This window comes from Streptomyces sp. L2 (assembly GCF_004124325.1).
Taxonomy (GTDB): Bacteria; Actinomycetota; Actinomycetes; order Streptomycetales; family Streptomycetaceae; genus Streptomyces.
This window is the reverse complement of the sequence record NZ_QBDT01000001.1, coordinates 3,578,198-3,599,018: the sequence shown is the minus strand read 5'-3', so window position 1 is coordinate 3,599,018 and position 20,821 is coordinate 3,578,198. Positions and strand designations below refer to the sequence as shown.

Annotated in this window: 19 protein-coding genes; 16 read left to right on the top strand and 3 right to left on the bottom strand. The window is 72.9% G+C overall.

Annotated elements, in window-relative coordinates:
* Positions 1 to 77: 77 nt before the first annotated feature.
* On the bottom strand, positions 78 to 491 hold the full coding sequence (locus tag DBP14_RS15635) for a TIGR03618 family F420-dependent PPOX class oxidoreductase (RefSeq protein WP_164992335.1): 414 nt from the start codon (positions 489 to 491) through the stop codon (positions 78 to 80).
* 138 nt (positions 492 to 629) lie between these two features.
* Between DBP14_RS15635 and clpB the strand changes: the two genes are divergently transcribed.
* Entirely contained in the window at positions 630 to 3,227 is a 2,598-nt protein-coding gene (gene clpB, locus DBP14_RS15630) for an ATP-dependent chaperone ClpB (RefSeq protein WP_129307810.1), read from the top strand.
* Positions 3,228 to 3,579: 352 nt separating this feature from the next.
* Positions 3,580 to 4,110 (top strand): YbjN domain-containing protein, encoded by a 531-nt coding sequence (locus DBP14_RS15625; protein WP_129307809.1) that lies wholly within the window; start codon positions 3,580 to 3,582, stop codon positions 4,108 to 4,110.
* Positions 4,111 to 4,786: 676 nt separating this feature from the next.
* Here DBP14_RS15625 and DBP14_RS15620 read toward each other — a convergent pair.
* Complete coding sequence (locus tag DBP14_RS15620; protein ID WP_129307808.1) at positions 4,787 to 5,977, bottom strand: pyridoxal phosphate-dependent aminotransferase; 1,191 nt, start codon at positions 5,975 to 5,977, stop codon at positions 4,787 to 4,789.
* A gap of 36 nt (positions 5,978 to 6,013) precedes the next feature.
* The gene (locus DBP14_RS15615) at positions 6,014 to 6,421 is read right to left on the bottom strand and encodes an STAS domain-containing protein (RefSeq protein ID WP_241740928.1); all 408 of its coding nucleotides are present in this window, start codon (positions 6,419 to 6,421) and stop codon (positions 6,014 to 6,016) included.
* 130 nt (positions 6,422 to 6,551) lie between these two features.
* On the opposite strand from DBP14_RS15615, the gene DBP14_RS15610 reads away from it, so the two are divergent.
* The 14 genes from DBP14_RS15610 (at position 6,552) to DBP14_RS15540 (ending at position 20,784) form a co-directional block, all read left to right on the top strand.
* Positions 6,552 to 6,890, top strand: a complete 339-nt coding sequence (locus DBP14_RS15610) for a helix-turn-helix domain-containing protein (protein ID WP_164992334.1) — start codon at positions 6,552 to 6,554, stop codon at positions 6,888 to 6,890.
* 160 nt (positions 6,891 to 7,050) lie between these two features.
* Positions 7,051 to 7,425, top strand: a complete 375-nt coding sequence (locus DBP14_RS36385) for a hypothetical protein (protein ID WP_206739275.1) — start codon at positions 7,051 to 7,053, stop codon at positions 7,423 to 7,425.
* Positions 7,426 to 7,818: 393 nt separating this feature from the next.
* On the top strand, positions 7,819 to 8,343 hold the full coding sequence (locus DBP14_RS15595; protein WP_129307806.1) for a DUF2617 family protein: 525 nt from the start codon (positions 7,819 to 7,821) through the stop codon (positions 8,341 to 8,343).
* Between the two features lie 144 nt (positions 8,344 to 8,487).
* Positions 8,488 to 10,131: a polyamine aminopropyltransferase gene (locus DBP14_RS15590; protein WP_129307805.1), complete on the top strand. Its 1,644-nt coding sequence runs from the start codon at positions 8,488 to 8,490 to the stop codon at positions 10,129 to 10,131.
* A 71-nt stretch (positions 10,132 to 10,202) separates the two neighbouring features.
* Positions 10,203 to 11,045: an SRPBCC family protein gene (locus tag DBP14_RS15585; protein ID WP_129307804.1), complete on the top strand. Its 843-nt coding sequence runs from the start codon at positions 10,203 to 10,205 to the stop codon at positions 11,043 to 11,045.
* Between the two features lie 70 nt (positions 11,046 to 11,115).
* Positions 11,116 to 11,904, top strand: a complete 789-nt coding sequence (locus DBP14_RS15580; RefSeq protein ID WP_129307803.1) for an aldose 1-epimerase — start codon at positions 11,116 to 11,118, stop codon at positions 11,902 to 11,904.
* A 10-nt stretch (positions 11,905 to 11,914) separates the two neighbouring features.
* On the top strand, positions 11,915 to 12,466 hold the full coding sequence (pyrE, locus tag DBP14_RS15575; protein ID WP_129307802.1) for an orotate phosphoribosyltransferase: 552 nt from the start codon (positions 11,915 to 11,917) through the stop codon (positions 12,464 to 12,466).
* Between the two features lie 141 nt (positions 12,467 to 12,607).
* On the top strand, positions 12,608 to 13,630 hold the full coding sequence (fbaA, locus tag DBP14_RS15570; protein WP_129307801.1) for a class II fructose-bisphosphate aldolase: 1,023 nt from the start codon (positions 12,608 to 12,610) through the stop codon (positions 13,628 to 13,630).
* 505 nt (positions 13,631 to 14,135) lie between these two features.
* The gene (locus DBP14_RS15565) at positions 14,136 to 14,549 is read left to right on the top strand and encodes a DUF3151 domain-containing protein (RefSeq protein WP_129307800.1); all 414 of its coding nucleotides are present in this window, start codon (positions 14,136 to 14,138) and stop codon (positions 14,547 to 14,549) included.
* Between the two features lie 170 nt (positions 14,550 to 14,719).
* Positions 14,720 to 15,568, top strand: a complete 849-nt coding sequence (locus DBP14_RS15560) for a tryptophan 2,3-dioxygenase family protein (protein ID WP_129307799.1) — start codon at positions 14,720 to 14,722, stop codon at positions 15,566 to 15,568.
* On the top strand, positions 15,561 to 16,754 hold the full coding sequence (kynU, locus tag DBP14_RS15555; RefSeq protein WP_129307798.1) for a kynureninase: 1,194 nt from the start codon (positions 15,561 to 15,563) through the stop codon (positions 16,752 to 16,754). Before DBP14_RS15560 ends, kynU begins: the two co-directional genes overlap by 8 nt.
* Before the next feature lie 440 nt (positions 16,755 to 17,194).
* Positions 17,195 to 18,100: an alpha/beta hydrolase gene (locus tag DBP14_RS15550; RefSeq protein ID WP_129307797.1), complete on the top strand. Its 906-nt coding sequence runs from the start codon at positions 17,195 to 17,197 to the stop codon at positions 18,098 to 18,100.
* Positions 18,101 to 18,772: 672 nt separating this feature from the next.
* The gene (locus DBP14_RS15545; protein WP_129307796.1) at positions 18,773 to 20,122 is read left to right on the top strand and encodes a histidine kinase; all 1,350 of its coding nucleotides are present in this window, start codon (positions 18,773 to 18,775) and stop codon (positions 20,120 to 20,122) included.
* Entirely contained in the window at positions 20,119 to 20,784 is a 666-nt protein-coding gene (locus tag DBP14_RS15540; protein WP_129307795.1) for a response regulator transcription factor, read from the top strand. The genes DBP14_RS15545 and DBP14_RS15540 overlap by 4 nt, the downstream gene beginning before the upstream one ends.
* Positions 20,785 to 20,821 lie beyond the last annotated feature (37 nt).

Genomic DNA, 20,821 nt, shown 5'->3' with positions numbered 1-20,821 from the left:
TGCGCGGGCAGGGCCCGCCGTGCTCGCCGCCTCCGGCCCCTCCGGCTCCTCCGCCCCCCCGGCACGTCCCCGTCGCCTCAGCCGCGGCCCAGGGCCCGCTCCACCGTGATCTCGATGACCACCCGTGCCGGGTTCGGCGCCGGGGTCCGTCCGTAGCGCTCGGCGTAGCGCCGTTCCGCCGCCGCGACCCGCTCCCGGTCCGTGCGGACGTGCGCGCGTCCCTCCAGTGTGGCCCAGCGCCGGCCGGCCACCTGGCACACCGCGACCCGCGCGCCCCCGGACCCGGCGGCCGCCCGCACGTACGCCACCTTCGTGCTGGACCCGTTCGTGATCACCCGGGCCAGCCCGGCGGCCGGGTCGAACGTCACCCCCACCGGCACCACGTGCGGGCTGCCGTCGGGCCGGATCGTCGTCAGCGTGCACAGGTGCCGCTCCCGCCAGAACGCGAGGTACGCCTCGTCGAGGGCGGCGGGGTCCAGGGAGTACGTCATGGCGGGAAACCTAGCGAAACCCGGCCCCGAAGGCGCTGCGGGCATCTCCTTGAGTGGAGTAGACTCAACTTTGTGCATGTTGGCTGAGTCAGTAGTGGGACGAGTCAGTAGTGGGACGCCGAGGAGGAGAACGCACACGTGGACGCCGAGCTGACCAACAGGAGCCGGGACGCGATCAACGCGGCCACCAACCGGGCCGTGACCGAGGGGCACCCGGACCTCACCCCCGCCCACCTGCTGCTGGCGCTGCTCGCCGGCCAGGACAACGAGAACATCACCGACCTGCTGGCCGCCGCCGGGGCCGACCAGGCGGCCGTACGATCGGAGGCGGAGCGGGTCCTCGCGTCGCTGCCCAGCGTGACCGGGTCGACCGTCGCGCCGCCGCAGCCCAACCGGGAGCTGCTCGCCGTCATCGCGGACGCCGCCGAGCGGGCGCGGGACCTCGGTGACGACTACCTGTCCACCGAGCACCTGCTCATCGGCATCGCCGCGAAGGGCGGCGCGGCCGGCGAGGTGCTCGTCAAGCAGGGCGCCGACGCGAAGAAGCTGCAGGAGGCCTTCACCAAGGCCAGGGGAGGACGCCGCGTGACCACCGCCGACCCCGAGGGCCAGTACAAGGCCCTGGAGAAGTTCGGTACCGACTTCACCGCCGCCGCCCGCGAGGGCAGGCTGGACCCGGTCATCGGCCGGGACCAGGAGATCCGCCGGGTCGTGCAGGTGCTCAGCCGCCGTACGAAGAACAACCCCGTCCTCATCGGCGAGCCCGGCGTCGGCAAGACCGCCGTCGTCGAGGGGCTCGCCCAGCGCATCGTCAAGGGCGACGTGCCCGAGTCGCTGAAGGACAAGCGGCTGGTCGCGCTCGACCTGGGCGCGATGGTGGCCGGCGCCAAGTACCGCGGCGAGTTCGAGGAGCGGCTCAAGGCCGTCCTCGCCGAGATCAAGGACTCCGACGGGCAGATCATCACCTTCATCGACGAGCTGCACACCGTCGTCGGCGCCGGCGCGGGCGGCGACTCCGCCATGGACGCCGGCAACATGCTCAAGCCCATGCTGGCCCGCGGCGAGCTGCGCATGGTCGGCGCCACCACCCTGGACGAGTACCGCGAGCGGATCGAGAAGGACCCCGCGCTGGAGCGCCGCTTCCAGCAGGTCCTGGTCGCCGAGCCGACCGTCGAGGACACGATCGCGATCCTCCGCGGTCTGAAGGGCCGCTACGAGGCCCACCACAAGGTGCAGATCGCCGACAGCGCCCTGGTCGCCGCCGCCACCCTCTCCGACCGCTACATCACCTCCCGCTTCCTGCCCGACAAGGCCATCGACCTCGTCGACGAGGCCGCCTCCCGGCTCCGCATGGAGATCGACTCCTCGCCCGTCGAGATCGACGAACTCCAGCGCTCCGTGGACCGGCTGAAGATGGAGGAGCTGGCGATCGCCAAGGAGACCGACCCGGCCTCCGTCGCCCGCCTGGACAAGCTGCGCCGCGACCTCGCCGACAAGGAGGAGGAGCTGCGCGGCCTCACCGCCCGCTGGGAGAAGGAGAAGCAGTCCCTCAACCGGGTCGGTGAACTCAAGGAGAAGCTCGACGACCTGCGCGGCCAGGCCGAACGCGCCCAGCGCGACGGCGACTTCGACACCGCCGCCAAGCTGCTCTACGGCGAGATCCCGCAGCTGGAGAAGGAACTGGAGGCCGCCTCCGAAGCAGAGGAAGAGGTCGCCAAGGACACCATGGTCAAGGAGGAGGTCGGCTCCGACGACATCGCCGACGTCGTCGCCGCCTGGACCGGCATCCCCGCCGGGCGCCTGATGGAGGGCGAGACGCAGAAGCTGCTGCGCATGGAGGACGAGCTGGGCAAGCGGCTCATCGGCCAGACCGAGGCCGTGCGGGCCGTCTCCGACGCCGTACGGCGCTCCCGCGCGGGCATCGCCGACCCCGACCGCCCCACCGGCTCCTTCCTCTTCCTCGGCCCGACCGGTGTCGGCAAGACCGAACTGGCCAAGGCCCTCGCCGACTTCCTCTTCGACGACGAGCGGGCCATGGTCCGCATCGACATGTCCGAGTACGGCGAGAAGCACAGCGTGGCCCGCCTGGTCGGCGCCCCGCCCGGATACGTCGGCTACGAGGAGGGCGGCCAGCTGACCGAGGCGGTGCGCAGGCGGCCGTACACCGTGGTCCTGCTGGACGAGGTGGAGAAGGCGCACCCGGAGGTCTTCGACATCCTCCTCCAGGTGCTGGACGACGGCCGCCTGACGGACGGTCAGGGCCGCACGGTCGACTTCCGCAACACCATCCTGGTGCTCACCTCCAACTTGGGCAGCCAGTACCTGGTCGACCCGGTCCTCGGCGAGGAGGAGAAGAAGGCACAGGTGCTGCAGGCCGTTCGGACCTCCTTCAAGCCGGAGTTCCTCAACCGCCTGGACGACCTGGTCGTCTTCACCGCGCTCAGCAAGGAGGAGCTGGCCCGGATCGCGCGCCTGCAGATCGACCGCCTGGCGGCCCGGCTCGCCGAACGCCGCCTCACCCTCGACGTCACCCCCGACGCCCTGGCCTGGCTCGCCGAGGAGGGCATGGACCCGGCCTACGGCGCCCGCCCGCTGCGCCGGCTCGTCCAGACCGCCATCGGCGACCGGCTCGCCAAGGAGATCCTCTCCGGCGAGATCAAGGACGGCGACACGGTCCGGGTGGACCGCTTCGGCGAGGGCCTGCTCGTCGGCCCGGCGACGGGCAAGACGCTGTAGCGGGGCCCCGCGGCCATACACCCGGCTCCGCGGCCATACACCCGGCTCCGCGGCCATACACCCGGCCCCGAGACCCCGGCGCGACCCGCGCCGGGGTTTTGGCGTCGGCTCAGGTGTCACTCGTGTAGAGCAGGTACAGCACCCGGAAGGCCCACAGGTCGAACACCAGGCAGCACAGCCACAGGGCCCACAGCAACCACCGCACCTCTCTGCGTACGCGCACGGGCGCATCGTCCCCCGGGGCAGCCCCGCCCGTCCCTGTCAGCCCACGGCTGACAAGGTCCGTCGGGGCTTGCACCCCCCCTCCCCGCATGGGAGAGGATGGCGGAATCCGCATGAAGGGAATTACACGGTGAGCATCGACCCGTCCTCGATCCCAAACTTCGGGGGCCAGCCCGAACCGCAGCCCCAAGGACCGGGGGGCCCCGTCGTCCCGGATCAGGATCTCGTGAAGCAGCTCCTCGACCAGATGGAGCTGAAGTACGTCGTCGACGAAGAGGGTGACCTCGCGGCGCCGTGGGAGCAGTTCCGCACGTACTTCATGTTCCGCGGGGAGGCCGAGCAGTCGGTCTTCTCCGTGCGGACCTTCTACGACCGCCCCCACCAGATCGGCGAGAAGCAGCAGCTGCTGGAGTCCGTCGACGACTGGAACCGCCGCACCCTGTGGCCCAAGGTGTACACCCACACCCACGACGACGGCACCGTCCGCCTCATCGGCGAGGCCCAGATGCTGATCGGCACCGGCGTCGACCTCAACCACTTCGTCTCCTCCACGGTCAGCTGGGTGCGGGCCGCGATCGAGTTCGACAAGTGGCTGGCGGAGCAGCTGGGCCTGGAAGAGGAGATCAACGACGCGGAGAAGCCCGAGGAAGACGGGGAGTAACCGCGCACCCGGCTCGACAACAGGGGCCGGAGAGCCACCACCGCTCTCCGGCCCCTTCGCTGTGCCGTGGACGCGCGGACGGCCGGTTGCCGGTGCCCGGCGGCTGCTCAGCGGCGCTTGTAGAAGCCGTTCAGCCGACCGCGCGCCAGCACACCGCAGGCGGCGGCCAGGACGTCGCGAGGCTCGGCGGAGTCCGGTACGGCCTCGCCTTCGGCGAGGCTCACCGGCCGGTCCAGCGAACAGCTGGAAGACTTGACGCCCTCACCTGCCTGAGGGCAGGTGATTCCGGTCCGTACTGCTGCGCAGTACCACCGCGGGTTCCTGTTTCACGGGCCTCTGCCGACCGGTGAGGGGCGGTCTTACGTGGCCTCCGCAGGCCTGACTTCCCGCCCGTCCGGCGGTCGGCCGGACAACTGCGTCGTCCGACAAAGCGATTGGCCAAGCCGCTGCGACCCTTTGGGCCGCTACGGGCAGGATGCCGTCACCGCCACCTTGAAGGGTGGAGCACTGGGCAAGCGTTCGGTAGCGGTGCGGGCCGTGCCCCTTGAGTCAGGGAGATCGTCTCCGGGCGGCCAGCCGGGGCGCGTGCCAGGCGAGGCCCGCCTGCCCCGCCCGCTTGCTCCTCAGCAGCCTGCCCAGTGCGGCCATGGGGTGCCTCTCTCGCGGAAACCGGTGTTCAGCGGCTCAGCCGGCGCAGGCGGTCGGCAGCCTCGTGCAGGACGTCCTCCCGCTTGCAGAAGGCGAACCGGACGTACGGTGCTCCCGCCGCACGGTCGTCGTAGAAGACCGCGTTGGGGATGGCGACCACGCCCGCGCGTTCGGGCAGGGAGCGGCAGAAGGCGAAGCCGTCCTTCTCGCCGAGCGGGCTGATGTCGGTGGTGATGAAGTAGGTGCCGGCCGGGCGGAAGACCTCGAAACCCGCCGCGGTCAGCCCCTCCGCCAGGATGTCCCGGCGGGCCAGCATGGCCCGGCGGAAGTCGTCGAGGTAGGAGTCGGGCAGGGCGAGCGCCTCGGCCACCGCGTACTGGAAGGGCCCCGAGGCGACGTACGTCAGGAACTGCTTCGCCGAGCGGACCGCCGAGACCAGCTCCGGGGCGGCCGTCACCCAGCCCACCTTCCAGCCGGTGAAGGAGTAGGTCTTGCCGGCCGAGCCGATCGTCACCGTGCGCTCCCGCATGCCCGGGAACGTGGCCAGCGGGATGTGCTCGGCGTCGTCGAAGACCAGGTGCTCGTACACCTCGTCCGTCACCACCAGCAGGTTCCGCTCCACCGCCAGCTCAGCGACCGCGGTCAGCTCCGCGCGCGTGAGGACCGTGCCGGTCGGGTTGTGCGGGGTGTTGAGCAGCAGCAGACGGGTGCGGTCGGTGACGGCCGCGCGGAGTTCGTCCAGGTCGAGCCGGAAGGCGCCGTCGTGCGGGCGCAGGGTCACCGGGACGCGCCGGCCGCCCGCCATCGCGATGCTCGCCGCGTAGGAGTCGTAGTACGGCTCCAGCGCCACGACCTCGTCGCCCGGCTCCAGCAGCGCCAGCAGGGACGCCGCGATCGCCTCCGTCGCACCCGCCGTGACCAGGACCTCCGTGTCGGGGTCGTACGACAGCCCGTAGCGGCGCAGCTGGTGCGCGGCGACCGCGGTGCGCAGCTCGGGGACGCCCGGGCCCGGCGGGTACTGGTTGCCGCGCCCGTCGCGCAGCGCCCGCACGGCCGCCTCCCTGATCTCCTCGGGTCCGTCGGTGTCGGGGAAGCCCTGGCCCAGGTTGATGGAGCCGGTGGACTGGGCGAGGGCGGACATCTCGGCGAAGATCGTCGTACCGAACTCCGCCAGCCGGCGGTTGAGGTGGGGGCGCGCGGTGGAGGTCATGGCGGCCATCCTCCGCCCAAGCTCCGGGGTTCCTCAACCGTGCCCTCAGGAGGAGGCGGCTTCGTCCACCGTCCCCCGGATCTCCAGGACGGCGTCGGCGCCGGTGATCTCGCAGAGCCGCCGGACCTGCGGTGACGGCGCGGCGAGACGCAGGGTGCCCGAGTGGTGGACGCGGATCAGCAGGTTCAGGAACGTCGAGTCCGCGAAGGTGACCCCCGAGGCGTCCAGAATCACCTTCGGGCGCTTGCCGGCCGCGTCCTCCAGGGCCTTCGCCAGGGGCGCGATCGAGTGCATGTCGTAGTCGCCCCGCGCGACGACGACCCAGGCACCGTGCACGGCGTACTGGGACATCGCTGCCTGCTCGGTCGCCTGCTCCGTCGCCCGCTCGGTGACGTGTTCGGTCGCCTGTTCGGGCATCAGGGGCTCGCCCGCCTGGCCCGGGGTCGTCGGCATGTCGGCCTTGTCGCAGTGCACCCTTCCGGCCCTCTCTGTGAACGCTCGCTCGCGAGATCAGGTCATCCGTTACCGGAAAAGTATGTCATGTATCTGCGTTCCGGCAATGCTGGACCGTAAAATGCTGGGCATGGCTGGAGTGCCCGAACCCCACACCGGATGGACGTTCATCACCAATCACGCGCGTGTGCTTGCGGCCATCGCCGACAACCCGAACGTCCGCATCCGTGACATCGCCGCCCGTTGCCGGCTCACCGAGCGCGCCGTCCAGCGGATCATCTCGGATCTGGAGCGGGACGGTTACCTCTCCCACCGCAGGGACGGGCGTACGAACACGTACTCCATCGAGCCCGACAAGGTGCTGCGCCATCCGGCGGAGGCCGGCCTCGCCGTGGCCTCCCTGCTGTCCCTGCTCGTGCAGGACGAGACCGAGCGCGTCAGGCAGCCGGCCGCCCGGCAGCACCGCTGAACCGCTCTTCCCCCGGTTTCCCGGAGTTGACGCTCAGAAGTTCCTCAACTCTGCTTTGGCGGCCGTGACGGCCGGGCATCCCTGGCTCACCGCGCCAGACGCGGGACCGGCGAGGCGCCCACGGGGGGTCGCTTCCGGGGAAGGGAAGGAGGGTGTCGCCATGACCGTAGGCATCATCCTGGTGGCCGTCGTCGTCGTGTTCTTCGTGGCCGTGGGCCGGGTGAACCGGAGGCGCCACGGCCGGGGCGCGGGTTCGCGGCGGGGTTCGGCCTCGTCCTCCAGGTACGACAGCGGCAACAGCTGGTGGGCCGGGACCGCGGCCGACACCGGCTCCTCCTCGGGGGGACACGGGGGTCACCACAGCCACCACGGGGGGCACCACGGAGGACACTCGGGCCACTCCTGCGGCGGCGGCCACTCGTCGTCGTGCGGCGGCAGCTCGTCGTGCGGCGGCGGTTCCTCCTGCGGGGGCGGCTCCTCCTGCGGCGGCGGCTCGTCCTGCGGTGGCGGCGGCGGATGCGGGGGAGGCAGCTGACACGGGGCAGCTGAGCTTCCACGTACAGGCGCCCGCCGGGGACGACTCCGGCGGGCGCCCACCGCCGCACCCGGGCCCGTGCCGTCCGGCCCAGCCCGTCCGGCGCGCACGGTCCGGTCCGTGTCCGAACATGCCCTCGCAGGGTTCCTCGGGGGCGCCGTAGTTGAACAGTTGAGCTGTGGAGCCCTCTAGGGGATGGAAACCCTCCGAAGTTGGGTAAAAACGCTGTGGCGGCCCCGCCGTTCATGATTCCCTCTACTTCACCGACGCAGCCCCTCGGACGTCCCGCAGACTCCCCTCCCCGGCCGGGCCCGGCCGGGCTGACGGGCTGACATGGCCGATCGGCCGGCACGGCCGATCTCCCCCCTCCTTGCGTGTTAGCGGAGCCGATCCATGCTCACGACCCTGAACACCTCCTACACCGATACGCGCGCGGCCGACCTGGCCTGGGCCCTCGGGCGCGAGCCGTTGCCCGCCCTGGCCACGCTCGATCTGGAACTCGTCGGGGCCAAGCTCCAGCTGAGACTGCTCGGCGCGTCCCACCAGGTGCTCCTGGAGGAGGAGCGGGGCAGTTGCTCGGAGACGGTGGCCTGCATCCCCGGCTCCAGCACCCCGCTGCCGCTCGGCGTCGCCAAGCGGATCGGCGACTGGGAGTACGAGTTCGCGGCCCGCGTCGAAGTGCTCGGCCCCGGCTCCTTCGCGGGCCGCGCCCAGGAGCTGCTGGCGCTCGTCACCGACCACCCGCACGGCCTGGCCGGGGTGTTCCCCGGCAGCCCGCACGCCTTCACCGCGATGCTCGCCCAGCGACACGAGGGCCAGGTGCACTGGCGGACCTGGCACGCCTACCCGCAGGACGGCCAGTTGGTCGCCACCCGCACGCGCGTGGGCGCGCGGGTCGCGGTGGCCCAGCAGGGCTGAGCGGCGGCCGACGGACCAAGAGAAGCTGTGCCGAAGTGATTTCGGGACGCTGTCGTCGCGGTTAAACCCGCCGCATGTCAACTCGCCCGAGTTCCACACGTGTGGGTGACGAAGCGTACCGATCCCGTGACGTAACGTCGCACCGTGATCGAACCGCACGCCCCCGCGCCGCCGGGGGCCCCGCCCTGGACAGGCCCCGCCCGGCTGCCCGTCCGGCCCGGCACCGGGCGGTTCCTGGTCCTCGTGTGCGTCTTCGTCTGCGCGGCCTGCGGACTCGTCTACGAACTGGAACTCGTCGCGTTCGCCTCGTACTTGATCGGCGACTCGGTCACCCAGGCGTCCGTCGTGCTGTCCGTCATGGTCTTCGCGATGGGCATCGGCTCCCTCGCCGCCAAACGGCTCCGCTGGCACGCGGCGGCCGGCTTCGGCGCGATCGAGATCGCCCTCGCCCTCGTCGGCGGCTGCAGCGCGATGGCGCTCTACGCCGTCTTCGCCTGGACCGGCGGCTGGGGCGGTCTGTGGGCCGACGGCCCCCGCTGTCTGCTGGTCGCGTTCTCCCTCGCCATCGGTCTGCTCATCGGCGCCGAGGTCCCGCTGCTCATGGAGCTGATCCAGCGGATCCGCCGCCAGGACGCGGGCGGCGCGGTCGCCGACCTGTTCGCGGCCGACTACGTGGGCGCCCTCGTCGGCGGCCTCGCCTTTCCCTTCCTCCTCCTGCCGTTCCTGGGCCAGTTGACCGGCGCCCTGGTCACCGGCACGGTCAACGTCGTCGCCGGCGGCGCCCTGGTCCTCGGCCTGTTCCGCCGCGACCTGACCCGCCGCGCCCGCTGGACCCTCCTCGTCGTCGGCGTCACCGTCCTCGCCGTCCTCGCCTCCGCCGCCGCCCTCGCCGGCGACTTCGAACGGGCGGCCCGGCGCGCGGTGTACGGCGCCGACGTCCGGGTCGCGCTGCAGACGGACGTCCAGGAGATCGTGCTGACCGGCGGCGCCGACGGCCGTCCGCTCGACCTGTTCCTGGACGGCCGCCTCCGGGTCGGCGGCCACGACGAACGCCGCTACCACGAGGCCCTGGTCCACCCCGCGCTGACTGGCCCGCACGCGCGCGTGCTGATCCTCGGCGGCGGCGACGGCCTCGCCGCCCGCGAGGTCCTGCGCCACCGGGACGTGCGCCGCGTCGACGTCGTCGAACTCGACGCCGGACTGCTCCGCCTGGCCCGCCGCGACCCCGGCCTCTCCGCCCTCAACGGCCACGCCTACGGCGACCCCCGCGTGCGCGCCGCCACCGCCGACGCCCTCACCTGGCTGCGGGCGGCGCCCCCGGCGTCGTACGACGTCGTCGTCGCCGACCTGCCCGACCCCGGGATCACGGCCAGCGCCAAGCTGTACTCCCAGGAGTTCTACGGCCTGGTCCGCCGCGTTCTCGCCCCTCGCGGGCGCCTCGTGGTGCACGCCGGCACCGTCTCCACGCGGCCGCGCGCCTTCTGGACGGTGGAGGCCACCCTTCGCGCGGCCGGCTTCGCCACCGCCCCCTACCGCGTCCTCGGCCGCGACACCGGCTTCGCCGCCGGCCCCGACCGCTCGGCCGGCGCCGGCGGCTCCCGCGCACCGCACGAATGGGGCTTCCTGCTCGCCGCACCCGGCCGCATCCCACCCCCGCTGGCGCTGGACCCCGGCGGGCCACGACCGCGGACGCTGACCCAGGGGGAGCTGACGGCCGACGGACGGGCGGCGGCCCGCACCCGGATCCCGGGACTGCCGCCGTCGACATTGGTGCATCCGCGCTACTGAAGCCGTGCGCCCCGCGTACGCCCGCTCACGGGAGGGTACGTTCCGGCCCCGACTGGGTACTCTCACCCACCATGGAGCACCAGGTCTACGTAGCGGCAGCGACCTCGCGGCTCAGAGAAGCCCTCGCCGACCCCGCCCGGGTCGCCCGGGCGGTCCCCGGGCTGCAGCAGGACGCCGGGGCCGAACCCGTCGCCGGAAGGCTGAAGTTGCGCGTCGGCGGACACTCCGTCACCTATCGCGGCACGGCCCGGATCACGCCCCGCGAGGACGGCACGTACGCCATCGAGGGCGACGCGACCGAGGCCCGTGGCACCGGCTCCGTCAAGCTCGCCCTCACCCTGCGCCTCGCGGACACCGACGGCGGCTCCACCGTCACCGTCGAGGGCACGGCCGACGCGGACGGCCGCGTCACCGAACTCCCGGCGGACGCGGTGACCTCGGCGACGACCCGCCTGCTGAACCGTTTCCTGGAGTCACTGGCGGTACTCCCCGAGGAGCCGCCGACGGCACCCGAGCCGGAGAAGCCGGGGGAGGCGCCGGAGGCTGGGCACCTCTCCGTCTACGACACCGAGGTCCCCCCGCCGTCCCTGGACCCGGCCGCCGACACCGAAACGGGCTTCGAAGCGGCCTCCGAACCGGACTCCGGAGCCGGCGCCGGCTCCGAGGGCGGGCTCGCCGAGGACTTCACCGCCCCCGTCGAGCCCCCCGCCGAAGCGGCCCACGCCCGCCGCACGATGATCGGCCGCAGCGCAGAAGAGGTCGACCACGCGCCGCCGCGCGGCCGCTACGCCCCCGTCCCGGCCCCCCAGTCCGGCGTCGCGAACGCCGCCGTCCTGCGCTGGGCGGCCCCCGCGGCCGCCCTCGCCGTCGCCTCGGCGATCGTGCTGGGCCGCGCCCTGCGCAAGCGCCGCTGAGCCCCGGTGATCCGTCCGTACGGCCTCGTACGGCGAACGCCCTCTTGATCGCCCCAGTAGGGTCGGTTCCGTGAGTAACGAAGACATCACGCTGACCGCGGGCGACGCGGAAGTGACCGTACGGCCCGGCCAGGGCGGCCGGATCGGCGGGCTCCGGATCGGCGGCGTGGAGCTGCTGCGGCAGGGCGAGCGGTACGGCTGCTTCCCGATGGTCCCCTGGTGCGGCCGGATCCGGGACGGCCGCTTCCTGGACGGGGCCACCGTCCGGCAGATGCCGCTGAACTCCCCGCCGCACGCCATCCACGGCACCGCGCGCGACGGCGCCTGGCAGACCGTCCGCAAGACCGCCGACGAGGCCGTCCTGTCGTACGAACTGGTCGACCCCTGGCCGCACCCCGGCCTGGTCACGCAGGTCGTCGCGCTGGCCGAGGACAGTCTGACCCTGACGATGTCCGTCGAGGCGCACAGCTCCTCGTTCCCGGCGCAGGTCGGCTGGCACCCGTGGTTCAACCGGAACCTCGGCGGCCAGGACGCCCGGCTCGACTTCACGCCCGCCTGGCAGGAGGAGCGGGGCGCCGACCACCTGCCCACCGGCAACAGGATCGATCCGAAGCCGGGTCCCTGGGACGACTGCTTCGGCATGCCCGGCGGTGTCGACGTCACCCTCACCTGGCCCGGACAGCTGGAGCTGAAGGTGGCCAGCCGCGAGGAGTGGGTGGTCGTCTACGACGAGCAGGCCGAGGCGGTCTGCGTGGAGCCGCAGACCGGCCCGCCCAACGGCCTGAACACCCACCCCCGCCTGGTCACGATGCTGGAGCCGCTGGAGGCCACGACCACCTGGAGCTGGCGCCGCATCTAAGCTTGGCGGCATGACGACGGACGTGCGCGGTGCGCTGCTGCAGCAGATCAAGGACAAGGCCGTGGTGCACGGCAAGGTGACGCTCTCCTCCGGTCTGGAGGCCGACTACTACGTCGACCTGCGCCGCATCACCCTCGACGGCGAGGCCGCCCCCCTGGTCGGGCAGGTGCTGCTGGACCTGACCGCCGACCTCGACTTCGACGCGGTCGGCGGGCTCACCATGGGCGCCGACCCGGTCGCCGCCGCGATGCTGCACGCCGCCGCCGCGCGCGGGAAGCGGATCGACGCGTTCGTGGTCCGCAAGGCCGCGAAGGCGCACGGCCTGCAGCGGCGCGTGGAGGGCCCGGAGATCAAGGGCCGGCGGGTGCTGGTCGTGGAGGACACCTCCACCACGGGCGGCTCGCCGCTCACCGCCGTGGAGGCCGTGCGCGAGGCCGGCGCGGAGGTCGTCGCCGTCGCCACGATCGTCGACCGGGCGACCGGCGCGGCGGAGAAGATCGAGGCCGGCGCGGGCGTTCCGTACCGGTTCGCCTTCTCGAAGGATGAACTGGGTCTGGACTGACGCGCCGGTTTGACCTGGACTTGACCGGGACGTGGACCATCGCGTCATCTCTGGAAAGATGGGGGCGACGATGACGTCATTCCCCAGGTCTAGGTCAGGGCCGTAACGCAGTACACACCCCGCAACACAAGGAGCGGACACATGCCGATCGCAACCCCCGAGGTCTACAACGAGATGCTCGACCGGGCGAAGGCAGGCAAGTTCGCCTACCCGGCCATCAACGTCACCTCGACCCAGACCCTGAACGCCGCGCTGCGCGGTTTCGCGGAGGCCGAGAGCGACGGCATCGTCCAGATCTCCACGGGTGGCGCCGAGTTCCTCGGCGGCCAGTACAGCAAGGACATGGTCTCCGGCGCGGTCGCGCTGGCCGAGTTCGCGCACATCGTCGCCGAGAAGTACCCGGTCAACATCGCGCTGCACACCGACCACTGCCCGAAGGACAAGCTCGACGGGTACGTGCGTCCGCTGATCGCGGTCTCCGAGGAGCGCGTGAAGGCCGGCCGCAACCCGCTGTTCCAGTCCCACATGTGGGACGGCTCGGCGGAGACCCTGGCCGACAACCTGGAGATCGCCCAGGAGCTGCTGGCCCGCGCCGCAGCCGCGAAGATCATCCTTGAGGTGGAGATCACGCCGACCGGTGGCGAGGAGGACGGCGTCTCGCACGAGATCAACGACTCCCTTTACACCACGGTCGAGGACGCGATCCGCACCGCGGAGGCGCTCGGCCTCGGCGAGAAGGGCCGCTACCTGCTGGCCGCGTCGTTCGGCAACGTGCACGGTGTGTACAAGCCGGGCAACGTCGTCCTGCGTCCCGACCTGCTGAAGGAGCTGGCCGACGGCGTCACCGCGAAGTTCGGCAAGCAGTCGCCGTTCGACTTCGTCTTCCACGGCGGCTCCGGCTCCACCGAGCAGGAGATCCTCACGGCGCTGGAGAACGGCGTCGTGAAGATGAACCTCGACACGGACACGCAGTACGCGTTCACCCGGCCGGTGGCCGACCACATGCTGAAGAACTACGACGGCGTGCTGAAGGTCGACGGCGAGGTCGGCAACAAGAAGACGTACGACCCGCGGACGTGGGGCAAGCTGGCGGAGGCGAGCATGGCGGCGCGGGTCGTCGAGGCCACGAACAACCTCCGGTCGGCCGGCAACAAGATCAAGTAACCCCGGGTTACTTCCCGGACCCCGGTGCCGCCTCCTGGCCCGGGGTCCGACCCATCCCCCCAAGGCGCGGGCCCGCCGTGGCTGATCGCGCAGTTCCCCGCGCCCCTTACGGGGCACGGCCCCACCGGCGCCGTCGTCGCCCGCGGGCGCGCTGCGGCTGATCGCGCAGTTCCCCGCGCCCCTTACGGGGCACGGCCCCACCGGCGCCGTCGTCGCCTGCGGGCGCGCTGCGGCTGATCGCGCAGTTCCCCGCGCCCCTTACGGGGCACGTCGTAGCGGGCCTGCGAGCGTTGGGCGGCACCCCCACCCGGCAGCGGCCGTACTACTACCTAGCTGCGGGCATGCGTGCCTCCCCCAGTGCCTTAAGGGCCTGGGGGACCCCCAGGGCGGCACGGGTGGGCGCAGCGGCACCCGGCAAGCGCCGGTGAGTGGGACCCAGCCCCGGCCCGCACCGGCACCGGCGTCGGCGGAGCACGCGCAGCGGGCCGTGCGGGAAACTGGGGGTATGACGATTCACGACAACCTTCTTGGTGGGCCGCCCCCGACCCACCTCCCCGACGCCCCCGAGCCCCGCGACCTCCTCGCCGCCGGCACGGCCCCCGCGGACGTCGCCGCGAAGTACCCCACCTCCTCCCTCGCCTGGGCCCAGCTCGCCGACGACGCCTTCGAGCGCGGCGCGGTCGTGGAGTCGTACGCCTACGCCCGTACGGGCTACCACCGCGGCCTCGACGCCCTGCGCCGCAGCGGCTGGAAGGGCCACGGCGAGGTCCCCTGGGAGCACGAGCCGAACCGCGGCTTCCTGCGCGCCCTGCACGCCCTCGCCCGCGCCGCCCAGTCCATCGGCGAGCAGGAGGAGTACGAGCGCTGCAGCCAGTTCCTGAAGGACTCCTCGCCGACGGCGGCCCAGACCCTCGGCTGACCGCCGTACCGCCGCTGCCGGCGCCCGCCCGTGTGGCCCGTGGCCCGTCCCGCAACGGACGGGCCTTGCGGTATCCCATGGGATTGCGGAGGATTCCGCTTGGGGACCGGGGCCCCCGTGCCGGCATCGGCAGGGGCGGACCGCTACCCTGAGTAACACAGGAGACAGCGATGTCCCAACAGGCTCACACTCCGGCCGAGGCCGCTGAGCCCGAGACCCCGCATCTCGATTTCGCCGGTACGACGCCGTACGAGGACTACGTCCGGGCGGACGTGCTCACCCACCTCCAGCAGACCCTCACCGACGACCCCGGTGAGATGGTCTTCCTCGTCACGACGCAGGTCATGGAGCTGTGGTTCACCGTCATCGTGCACGAGTGGGAGACCGCCTCCCACGCCCTGCGCCAGGACGACGTGCCGACCGCGATCGCCGCGCTGAAGCGTTCCGTACGGGAGCTGGAGGCGCTCAACGCCTCCTGGACGCCGCTCGGCCAGCTGACCCCGGCGCAGTTCAACTCGTACCGCTCCGCCCTCGGTGAAGGTTCCGGCTTCCAGTCGGCCACCTACCGCCGGCTGGAGTTCCTGCTCGGCGAGAAGTCCGCGTCCATGCTCGTCCCGCACCGCGGCGCCCCCCGCGCGCACGCCGAGCTGGAGAAGGCGCTGCACGAGCCGAGCCTGTACGACGAGGTCGTACGGCTCCTCGCGCGCCGCGGCCATGCCGTCCCGGAGTCGGTGCTGCGCCGTGACGTGTCCCAGCGCTACGAGCCCTCGGACGCCGTCGAAGCGGCCTGGGCGGCGATCTACTCCGGCGACGAGGCCGACGAACTCGCCCGTCTCGGCGAGGCGTTGACCGACGTCGCGGAACTGGTCTGGCGATGGCGCAACGACCACCTGGTCGCCACCCGCCGCGCGATGGGCTCCAAGACCGGCACGGGCGGCTCCGCCGGCGTGGCCTGGCTGGAGAAGCGCGCCCGCAAGAACGTGTTCCCGGAGCTGTGGACGGCGAGGGCCCATGTCTGAACTCGCCCTGCGCGCCGAGAAACTGGACGCCGAGGACGTCCTGGCGCCGCTCCGCTCCCGCTTCGTCCTCGACGACGGCGTCTACCTGGACGGCAACTCGCTCGGAGCGCTGCCCGGCCACGTCCCCGACCGCGTGCAGGACGTCGTCCGCAGGCAGTGGGGCGAGCTGCGCATCCGCTCCTGGGACGAGAGCGGCTGGTGGACGGCGCCGGAACGGATCGGTGACCGTATCGCCCCGCTGATCGGTGCGGGCCCCGGGCAGATCGTCGTCGGCGACTCGACAAGTGTGAACGTCTTCAAGGCACTTGTGGCCGCGGTCCGCATGGCGGGCGAGGACCGTACGGAGATCCTCGTCGACGCGACGACGTTCCCGACGGACGGCTACATCGCCGAGTCCGCCGCCCGCATGACCGGCCGCACCCTTCGCGCACTGTCCCCGGAGGAGGTGCCGGCGGCGCTCGGTGACCGCACCGCCGCCGTGCTGCTCAACCACGTCGACTACCGCACCGGCCGCCTGCACGACCTGCCGTCCCTGACGGCCGCGGTGCACGCCGCCGGTGCCCTCGTGGTCTGGGACCTGTGCCACAGCGCGGGCGCGCTGCCGGTCGGGCTGGACGAGCACGGGGTGGACCTGGCGGTCGGCTGCACCTACAAGTATCTGAACGGCGGTCCGGGTTCACCGGCGTACCTGTACGTCCGCCGCGACCTGCAGCCCCGCTTCGACTCGCCGCTGCCCGGCTGGAACTCCCACGCCGAGCCGTTCGGGATGAGCCCGTCCTACGCGCCGGCGCCGGGCGCGGTGCGGGGGCGGGTCGGGACCCCGGACATCCTCTCCATGCTGGCCCTGGAGGCGGCGCTGGAGGTCTGGGACGAGGCCGCCGTCTCCGTCGAGGCGGTCCGCGCGAAGTCCCTTGCCCTGACGGACTTCTTCCTCGACTGCGTGGCCGCGTACACCGTGCCCGGGCGCGTGGAGTCGGTCACTCCGGCGGCCCACGGGGAGCGCGGCAGCCAGGTCGCGTTGCGCTGCGACGACGCGGGCGAGGTCATGAAGCGGCTCATCGGTCAGGGCGTCGTAGGCGACTTCCGCCCCCCCGACATCCTCCGCTTCGGCTTCACCCCGCTGTACGTGAGCTTCACCGACGTCCACCGGGCAGCGCGGGTCCTCGGGGAGGTGCTCGCCGAGTAGCCGGGTGCACGGGTGGGCCGGGGGCGGATTTCACTTGCCCGCGCTGCGGGGTGCCGCTGCGCCCACCCGTGCCGCCCTGGGGGTCCCCCAGGCCCTTAAGGCACTGGGGGAGGCACGCATGCCCGCAGCTAGGTGGCCATGAAGCGGGCCGCAGCGGCAACCCCCCCAGGGGCGCGGGGAACTGCGCGAGCGACCACGACGCACCCGCAGCCGAAAACGCCACAGTGCCCCGCAAGGGGCGCGGGGAACTGCGCGACAAGCCACGACTGACCCGCGGGCGAGAACGGCCTAGTGCCCCGTAAGGGGGGCGCGGGGAACTGCGCGACAAGCCACAGCGCGCCCGCAGACGGCGATGGACCGTAACCCCCACCCCCCTGATACCGTCCCGGCCAGCACCGCACAGCCCCGCCATACCCCCCCCGCCACCGAGAGGTTGGAGCATGCCGGACGACGCCGCCGCATCCCGCGCCGCCGCAGAGGAGGAGTCGGCCTTCTCGCACCCTCCGGTGGACCCCGACGCCACGGCCCCGTACGGCGACCACCCCGACCAGGTGATCGACTTCTACGCCCCGCGCACCCCGACCCCGACCGCCACCCCCGCCCCCGCCCCCGTGGTCGTCGTCCTGCACGGCGGCGCCTGGCGGTCCCGCTACGACCGCCGCCACCTCACCCCGTTCGCGGACCACCTGGCCCGTAGGGGCTTCGCCGTGGCCAACGTCGAGTACCGGAGGGGCCCCGCCACCCCCCTCGTACCGGCCCAGAACACGGGCTCGGCGACCCCGCCGGCCGGCCGCTGGCCGGACACCTTCGACGACGTGGCTGCCGCCCTGGACGCACTCCCCGCCCTGCTCCGCGACGCGCTCCCGCAGGCGGACGCCCGCCGCACGGTCCTGACCGGCCACTCCGCTGGCGGCCACCTGGCGCTGTGGGCGGCGGCCCGCCACGTGCTGCCCGCCGACGCCCCCTGGCGCACCGACCGCCCCGCCCCGCTGCGCGGCGTGGTCGCCCTGGCCCCCATCGCCGACTTCACCGTGGCGGAGAAGCTGGGGGTCTGCGAGCACGCTGCACTCCAACTCCTGGGCGGAGAGGACGAGTTCGCCGGACGGCAGCCGTACGCCGACCCCGCGCTGCTCCTCCCCACCGGCATCGCGACCACCCTGGTCCAGGGCCGTACGGACCTGGAGGTACCGCAGGCGGTGGCCGAGTCATACGCGGACGCGGCGGCCAAGGCCGGCGAGATGGTGGGCCTGACCCTGCTGGAGGACGTCGGCCACTTCCCCCTGATCGACCCGGCGGCAGACGCCTGCGCGGTGGTGGCGGAGGAGATCGCCCAACTGGCCTGGTGAATGAAACCCGGCACCCGACCCGGCGCCGCACGGGGCACCCGGCCCGGGGCGGCATGAAGCGCCCGAGCCGGGGCGGCACGGAGAGCCCGCTCGGGGTGGCACGGGGCATCCGGCCCGGGGCGGCATGAAGCGCCCGAGCCGGGGTGGCACGGAGAGCCCGCTCGGGGTGGCACGGGGCATCCGGCCCGGGGCGGCATGAAGCGCCCGAGCCGGGGTGGCACGGAGAGCCCGCTCGGGGTGGCACGGGGCATCCGGCCCGGGGCGGCATGAAGCGCCCGAGCCGGGGTGGCACGGAGAGCCCGCTCGGGGTGGCACGGGGCATCCGGCCCGGGGCGGCATGAAGCGCCCGAGCCGGGGCGGCACGGAGAGCCCGCTCGGGGTGGCACGGGGCACCCGGCCCGGCGCCGCCCGGGGCACCCGGCCCCGCGTCGCACGAAGCACCCGGCCCCGCGCCGCACGAAGCACCCGATCGGGGGGCCACAAGGAGAGCCCGCTCGGGGCGGCACGGGAGCGCTCGCCCGGCCCCCGGCCCCCGGCCCCGAGAGCACCCGCCCCCCGGCCGCGAGCACCCGGCCCTACCCCCCCCGAACCCCCGTAGTACCTGAGACGGACCCCCAAGGACCCCTCTCCGAGGGGACGACCGGACCCCCGCGGCGGCCTACCGTCTTACCCGTGACCCAGACGACGCACACGCAGACGCCACCGCCGGGCGGGGCCGGCCGGCCGCGTAGCCCCGAGTTCCGGCTTGCCGTGGATGCCCTGCGCGGGCTGCGGCAGGACCTGTTCCAGGACGCCTTCGCCTACCGCCCGCTACCCCGCGCGGGCACCGACGGCCCGCTGGCGCGCCGGCTGTCGGGGCGGGCCCTGGAGTACGCCGCCTGGGCCCCGCACGCGGTGGTCTGCTTCCTCGCCCTGCTCACGATGCTGCTGGCGCAGACGACGGCGGACGACGGCGGCGTGACGTCTCTGCTGTGCGCGCTGCTCGCGGCGGCGCCCGTCCTGCTGACGCTGGTGCGTCCGGCCGGCGCGTTCTGGGCGTCCCTCGCCGGGGCCACCCTCACCGCGGTCGTCGGCGGCACCGAGTGGGGCGACTGGCCCTGGCTGCCCGGCAGCTTCCTGTCCCACCTGGTCGTACTCACCGTCGTGGCGATACGCACCCGGCCCCGCACGGCGGCCTGGATGTGGCTGCTGACCGTGGTCTACGGCTTCCTCGGCGGGAGCGTCCTCGGCACCGGCCACTACAGCGACAACGCCGCCCCGATGCTGGTCTTCTCCGCGCTGGTCCTCCTCGCCGTGACCGCCTGGAAGATCCGCCGGGAGGCGCGCCAGGAGGTGACCGCCCAGCAGACGGTCACCGCGCACGAGCGCTCCCGGCGCACGCTGCTGGAGGAGCGCACCACCATCGCCCGCGAGCTGCACGACGTCGTCGCCCACCACATGTCGGTGGTGGCCATCCAGGCGGAGGCCGCCCCCTACCGGGTGGAGAATCCTCCGCCGGAGCTGGAGAAGGCGTTCGCCACCATCCGGGAGAACGCCGTGGCGGCCCTGACCGAGCTGCGCCGCGTCCTGGGCGTCGTACGGGCCGAGGACTACGAGGCCCCCGACGCCCCGCAGCCCACCCTCGCCGACCTGGACGCGCTGCTCACCAACGTGCGGGAGACCGGCCTGGACGTGGAGAAGACGGTGACCGGCGCGGTGCGGGAGCTGCCGCAGGGCGTGGAGCTGTCGGCGTACCGGATCGTGCAGGAGGCGCTGAGCAACACGCTGCGGCACGCGCCGGGGGCGGACGCCCGCGTCGAGATCGGGTACGTCCTCGGCGGCCTCGGCCTGCGCGTCGTCAACGGCCCCCCGCCCGCGCCGAACCTCATCAAGCCCTCGCCCGGTGCCGGTCACGGCATCACGGGCATGCGGGAACGCGTGACCATGCTGAACGGTGAGATGACGGCGGGCCCGGCGGAAGACGGCGGCTACGAGGTGACGGTGTTCCTGCCGGCCGGCGCCGCGAGTGAGGACGGGGCATGACGATCCGGGTACTGATCGCCGACGACCAGATGATGGTGCGCGAGGGCTTCTCGGTGCTGCTGAACGCGATGCCGGACATCGAGGTCGCCGGCGAGGCCGTCAACGGCCGGGAGGCGGTCGAGCGGGTGCGGGAGCTGAGCCCCGACGTGGTGCTGATGGACATCCGGATGCCCGAGCTGAACGGCATCGAGGCGACCCGGGAGATCGTCGCCGCCGACGCCGCCGCGAAGGTGCTGGTGCTGACCACGTTCGACCTGGACGAGTACGTGTACCAGGCGCTGCGGGCCGGTGCCTCCGGGTTCCTGCTGAAGGACGCCTCGGCGCGGCAGCTGGCCGACGGAGTGCGGGTGGTGGCCGCGGGGGAGGCGCTGCTCGCGCCGTCGGTGACCCGGCGGCTGATCACCGAGTTCTCCCGGCTGGCGGACACCCCCCGGCTGATGCCGACCGCGCAGGCGGCCTACGGCGAGCTGACCGAGCGGGAGACGGAGGTGCTGGTGCTGATCGCGCAGGGCCTGTCCAACCTGGAGATCGCGGAGCGCCTGGTGGTCGCCGAGTCGACGATCAAGACCCACGTCAGCCGCATCCTCGTGAAGCTGGGCCTGCGCGACCGCACCCAGGCGGCGGTCTTCGCCTACGAGGCCCGCCTGGTCGCCCCGGGCTGAGCACCACAGCCCGTCCCCTGGTCAGGCGGGGTGGCGG

Bases quoted from the DNA above. Each gene is read 5' to 3' on its own strand.
- DBP14_RS15635 (WP_164992335.1), bottom strand. From the start codon at position 491: ATGACGTACTCCCTGGACCCCGCCGCCCTCGACGAGGCGTACCTCGCG.
- DBP14_RS15620 (WP_129307808.1), bottom strand. From the start codon at position 5,977: ATGGCCGCCATGACCTCCACCGCGCGCCCCCACCTCAACCGCCGGCTG.
- DBP14_RS15615 (WP_241740928.1), bottom strand. From the start codon at position 6,421: ATGCCGACGACCCCGGGCCAGGCGGGCGAGCCCCTGATGCCCGAACAG.
- DBP14_RS15610 (WP_164992334.1), top strand. From the start codon at position 6,552: ATGGCTGGAGTGCCCGAACCCCACACCGGATGGACGTTCATCACCAAT.
- DBP14_RS36385 (WP_206739275.1), top strand. From the start codon at position 7,051: ATGACCGTAGGCATCATCCTGGTGGCCGTCGTCGTCGTGTTCTTCGTG.
- DBP14_RS15595 (WP_129307806.1), top strand. From the start codon at position 7,819: ATGCTCACGACCCTGAACACCTCCTACACCGATACGCGCGCGGCCGAC.
- DBP14_RS15585 (WP_129307804.1), top strand. From the start codon at position 10,203: ATGGAGCACCAGGTCTACGTAGCGGCAGCGACCTCGCGGCTCAGAGAA.
- pyrE (WP_129307802.1), top strand. From the start codon at position 11,915: ATGACGACGGACGTGCGCGGTGCGCTGCTGCAGCAGATCAAGGACAAG.
- fbaA (WP_129307801.1), top strand. From the start codon at position 12,608: ATGCCGATCGCAACCCCCGAGGTCTACAACGAGATGCTCGACCGGGCG.
- DBP14_RS15565 (WP_129307800.1), top strand. From the start codon at position 14,136: ATGACGATTCACGACAACCTTCTTGGTGGGCCGCCCCCGACCCACCTC.
- DBP14_RS15560 (WP_129307799.1), top strand. From the start codon at position 14,720: ATGTCCCAACAGGCTCACACTCCGGCCGAGGCCGCTGAGCCCGAGACC.
- kynU (WP_129307798.1), top strand. From the start codon at position 15,561: ATGTCTGAACTCGCCCTGCGCGCCGAGAAACTGGACGCCGAGGACGTC.
- DBP14_RS15550 (WP_129307797.1), top strand. From the start codon at position 17,195: ATGCCGGACGACGCCGCCGCATCCCGCGCCGCCGCAGAGGAGGAGTCG.
- DBP14_RS15540 (WP_129307795.1), top strand. From the start codon at position 20,119: ATGACGATCCGGGTACTGATCGCCGACGACCAGATGATGGTGCGCGAG.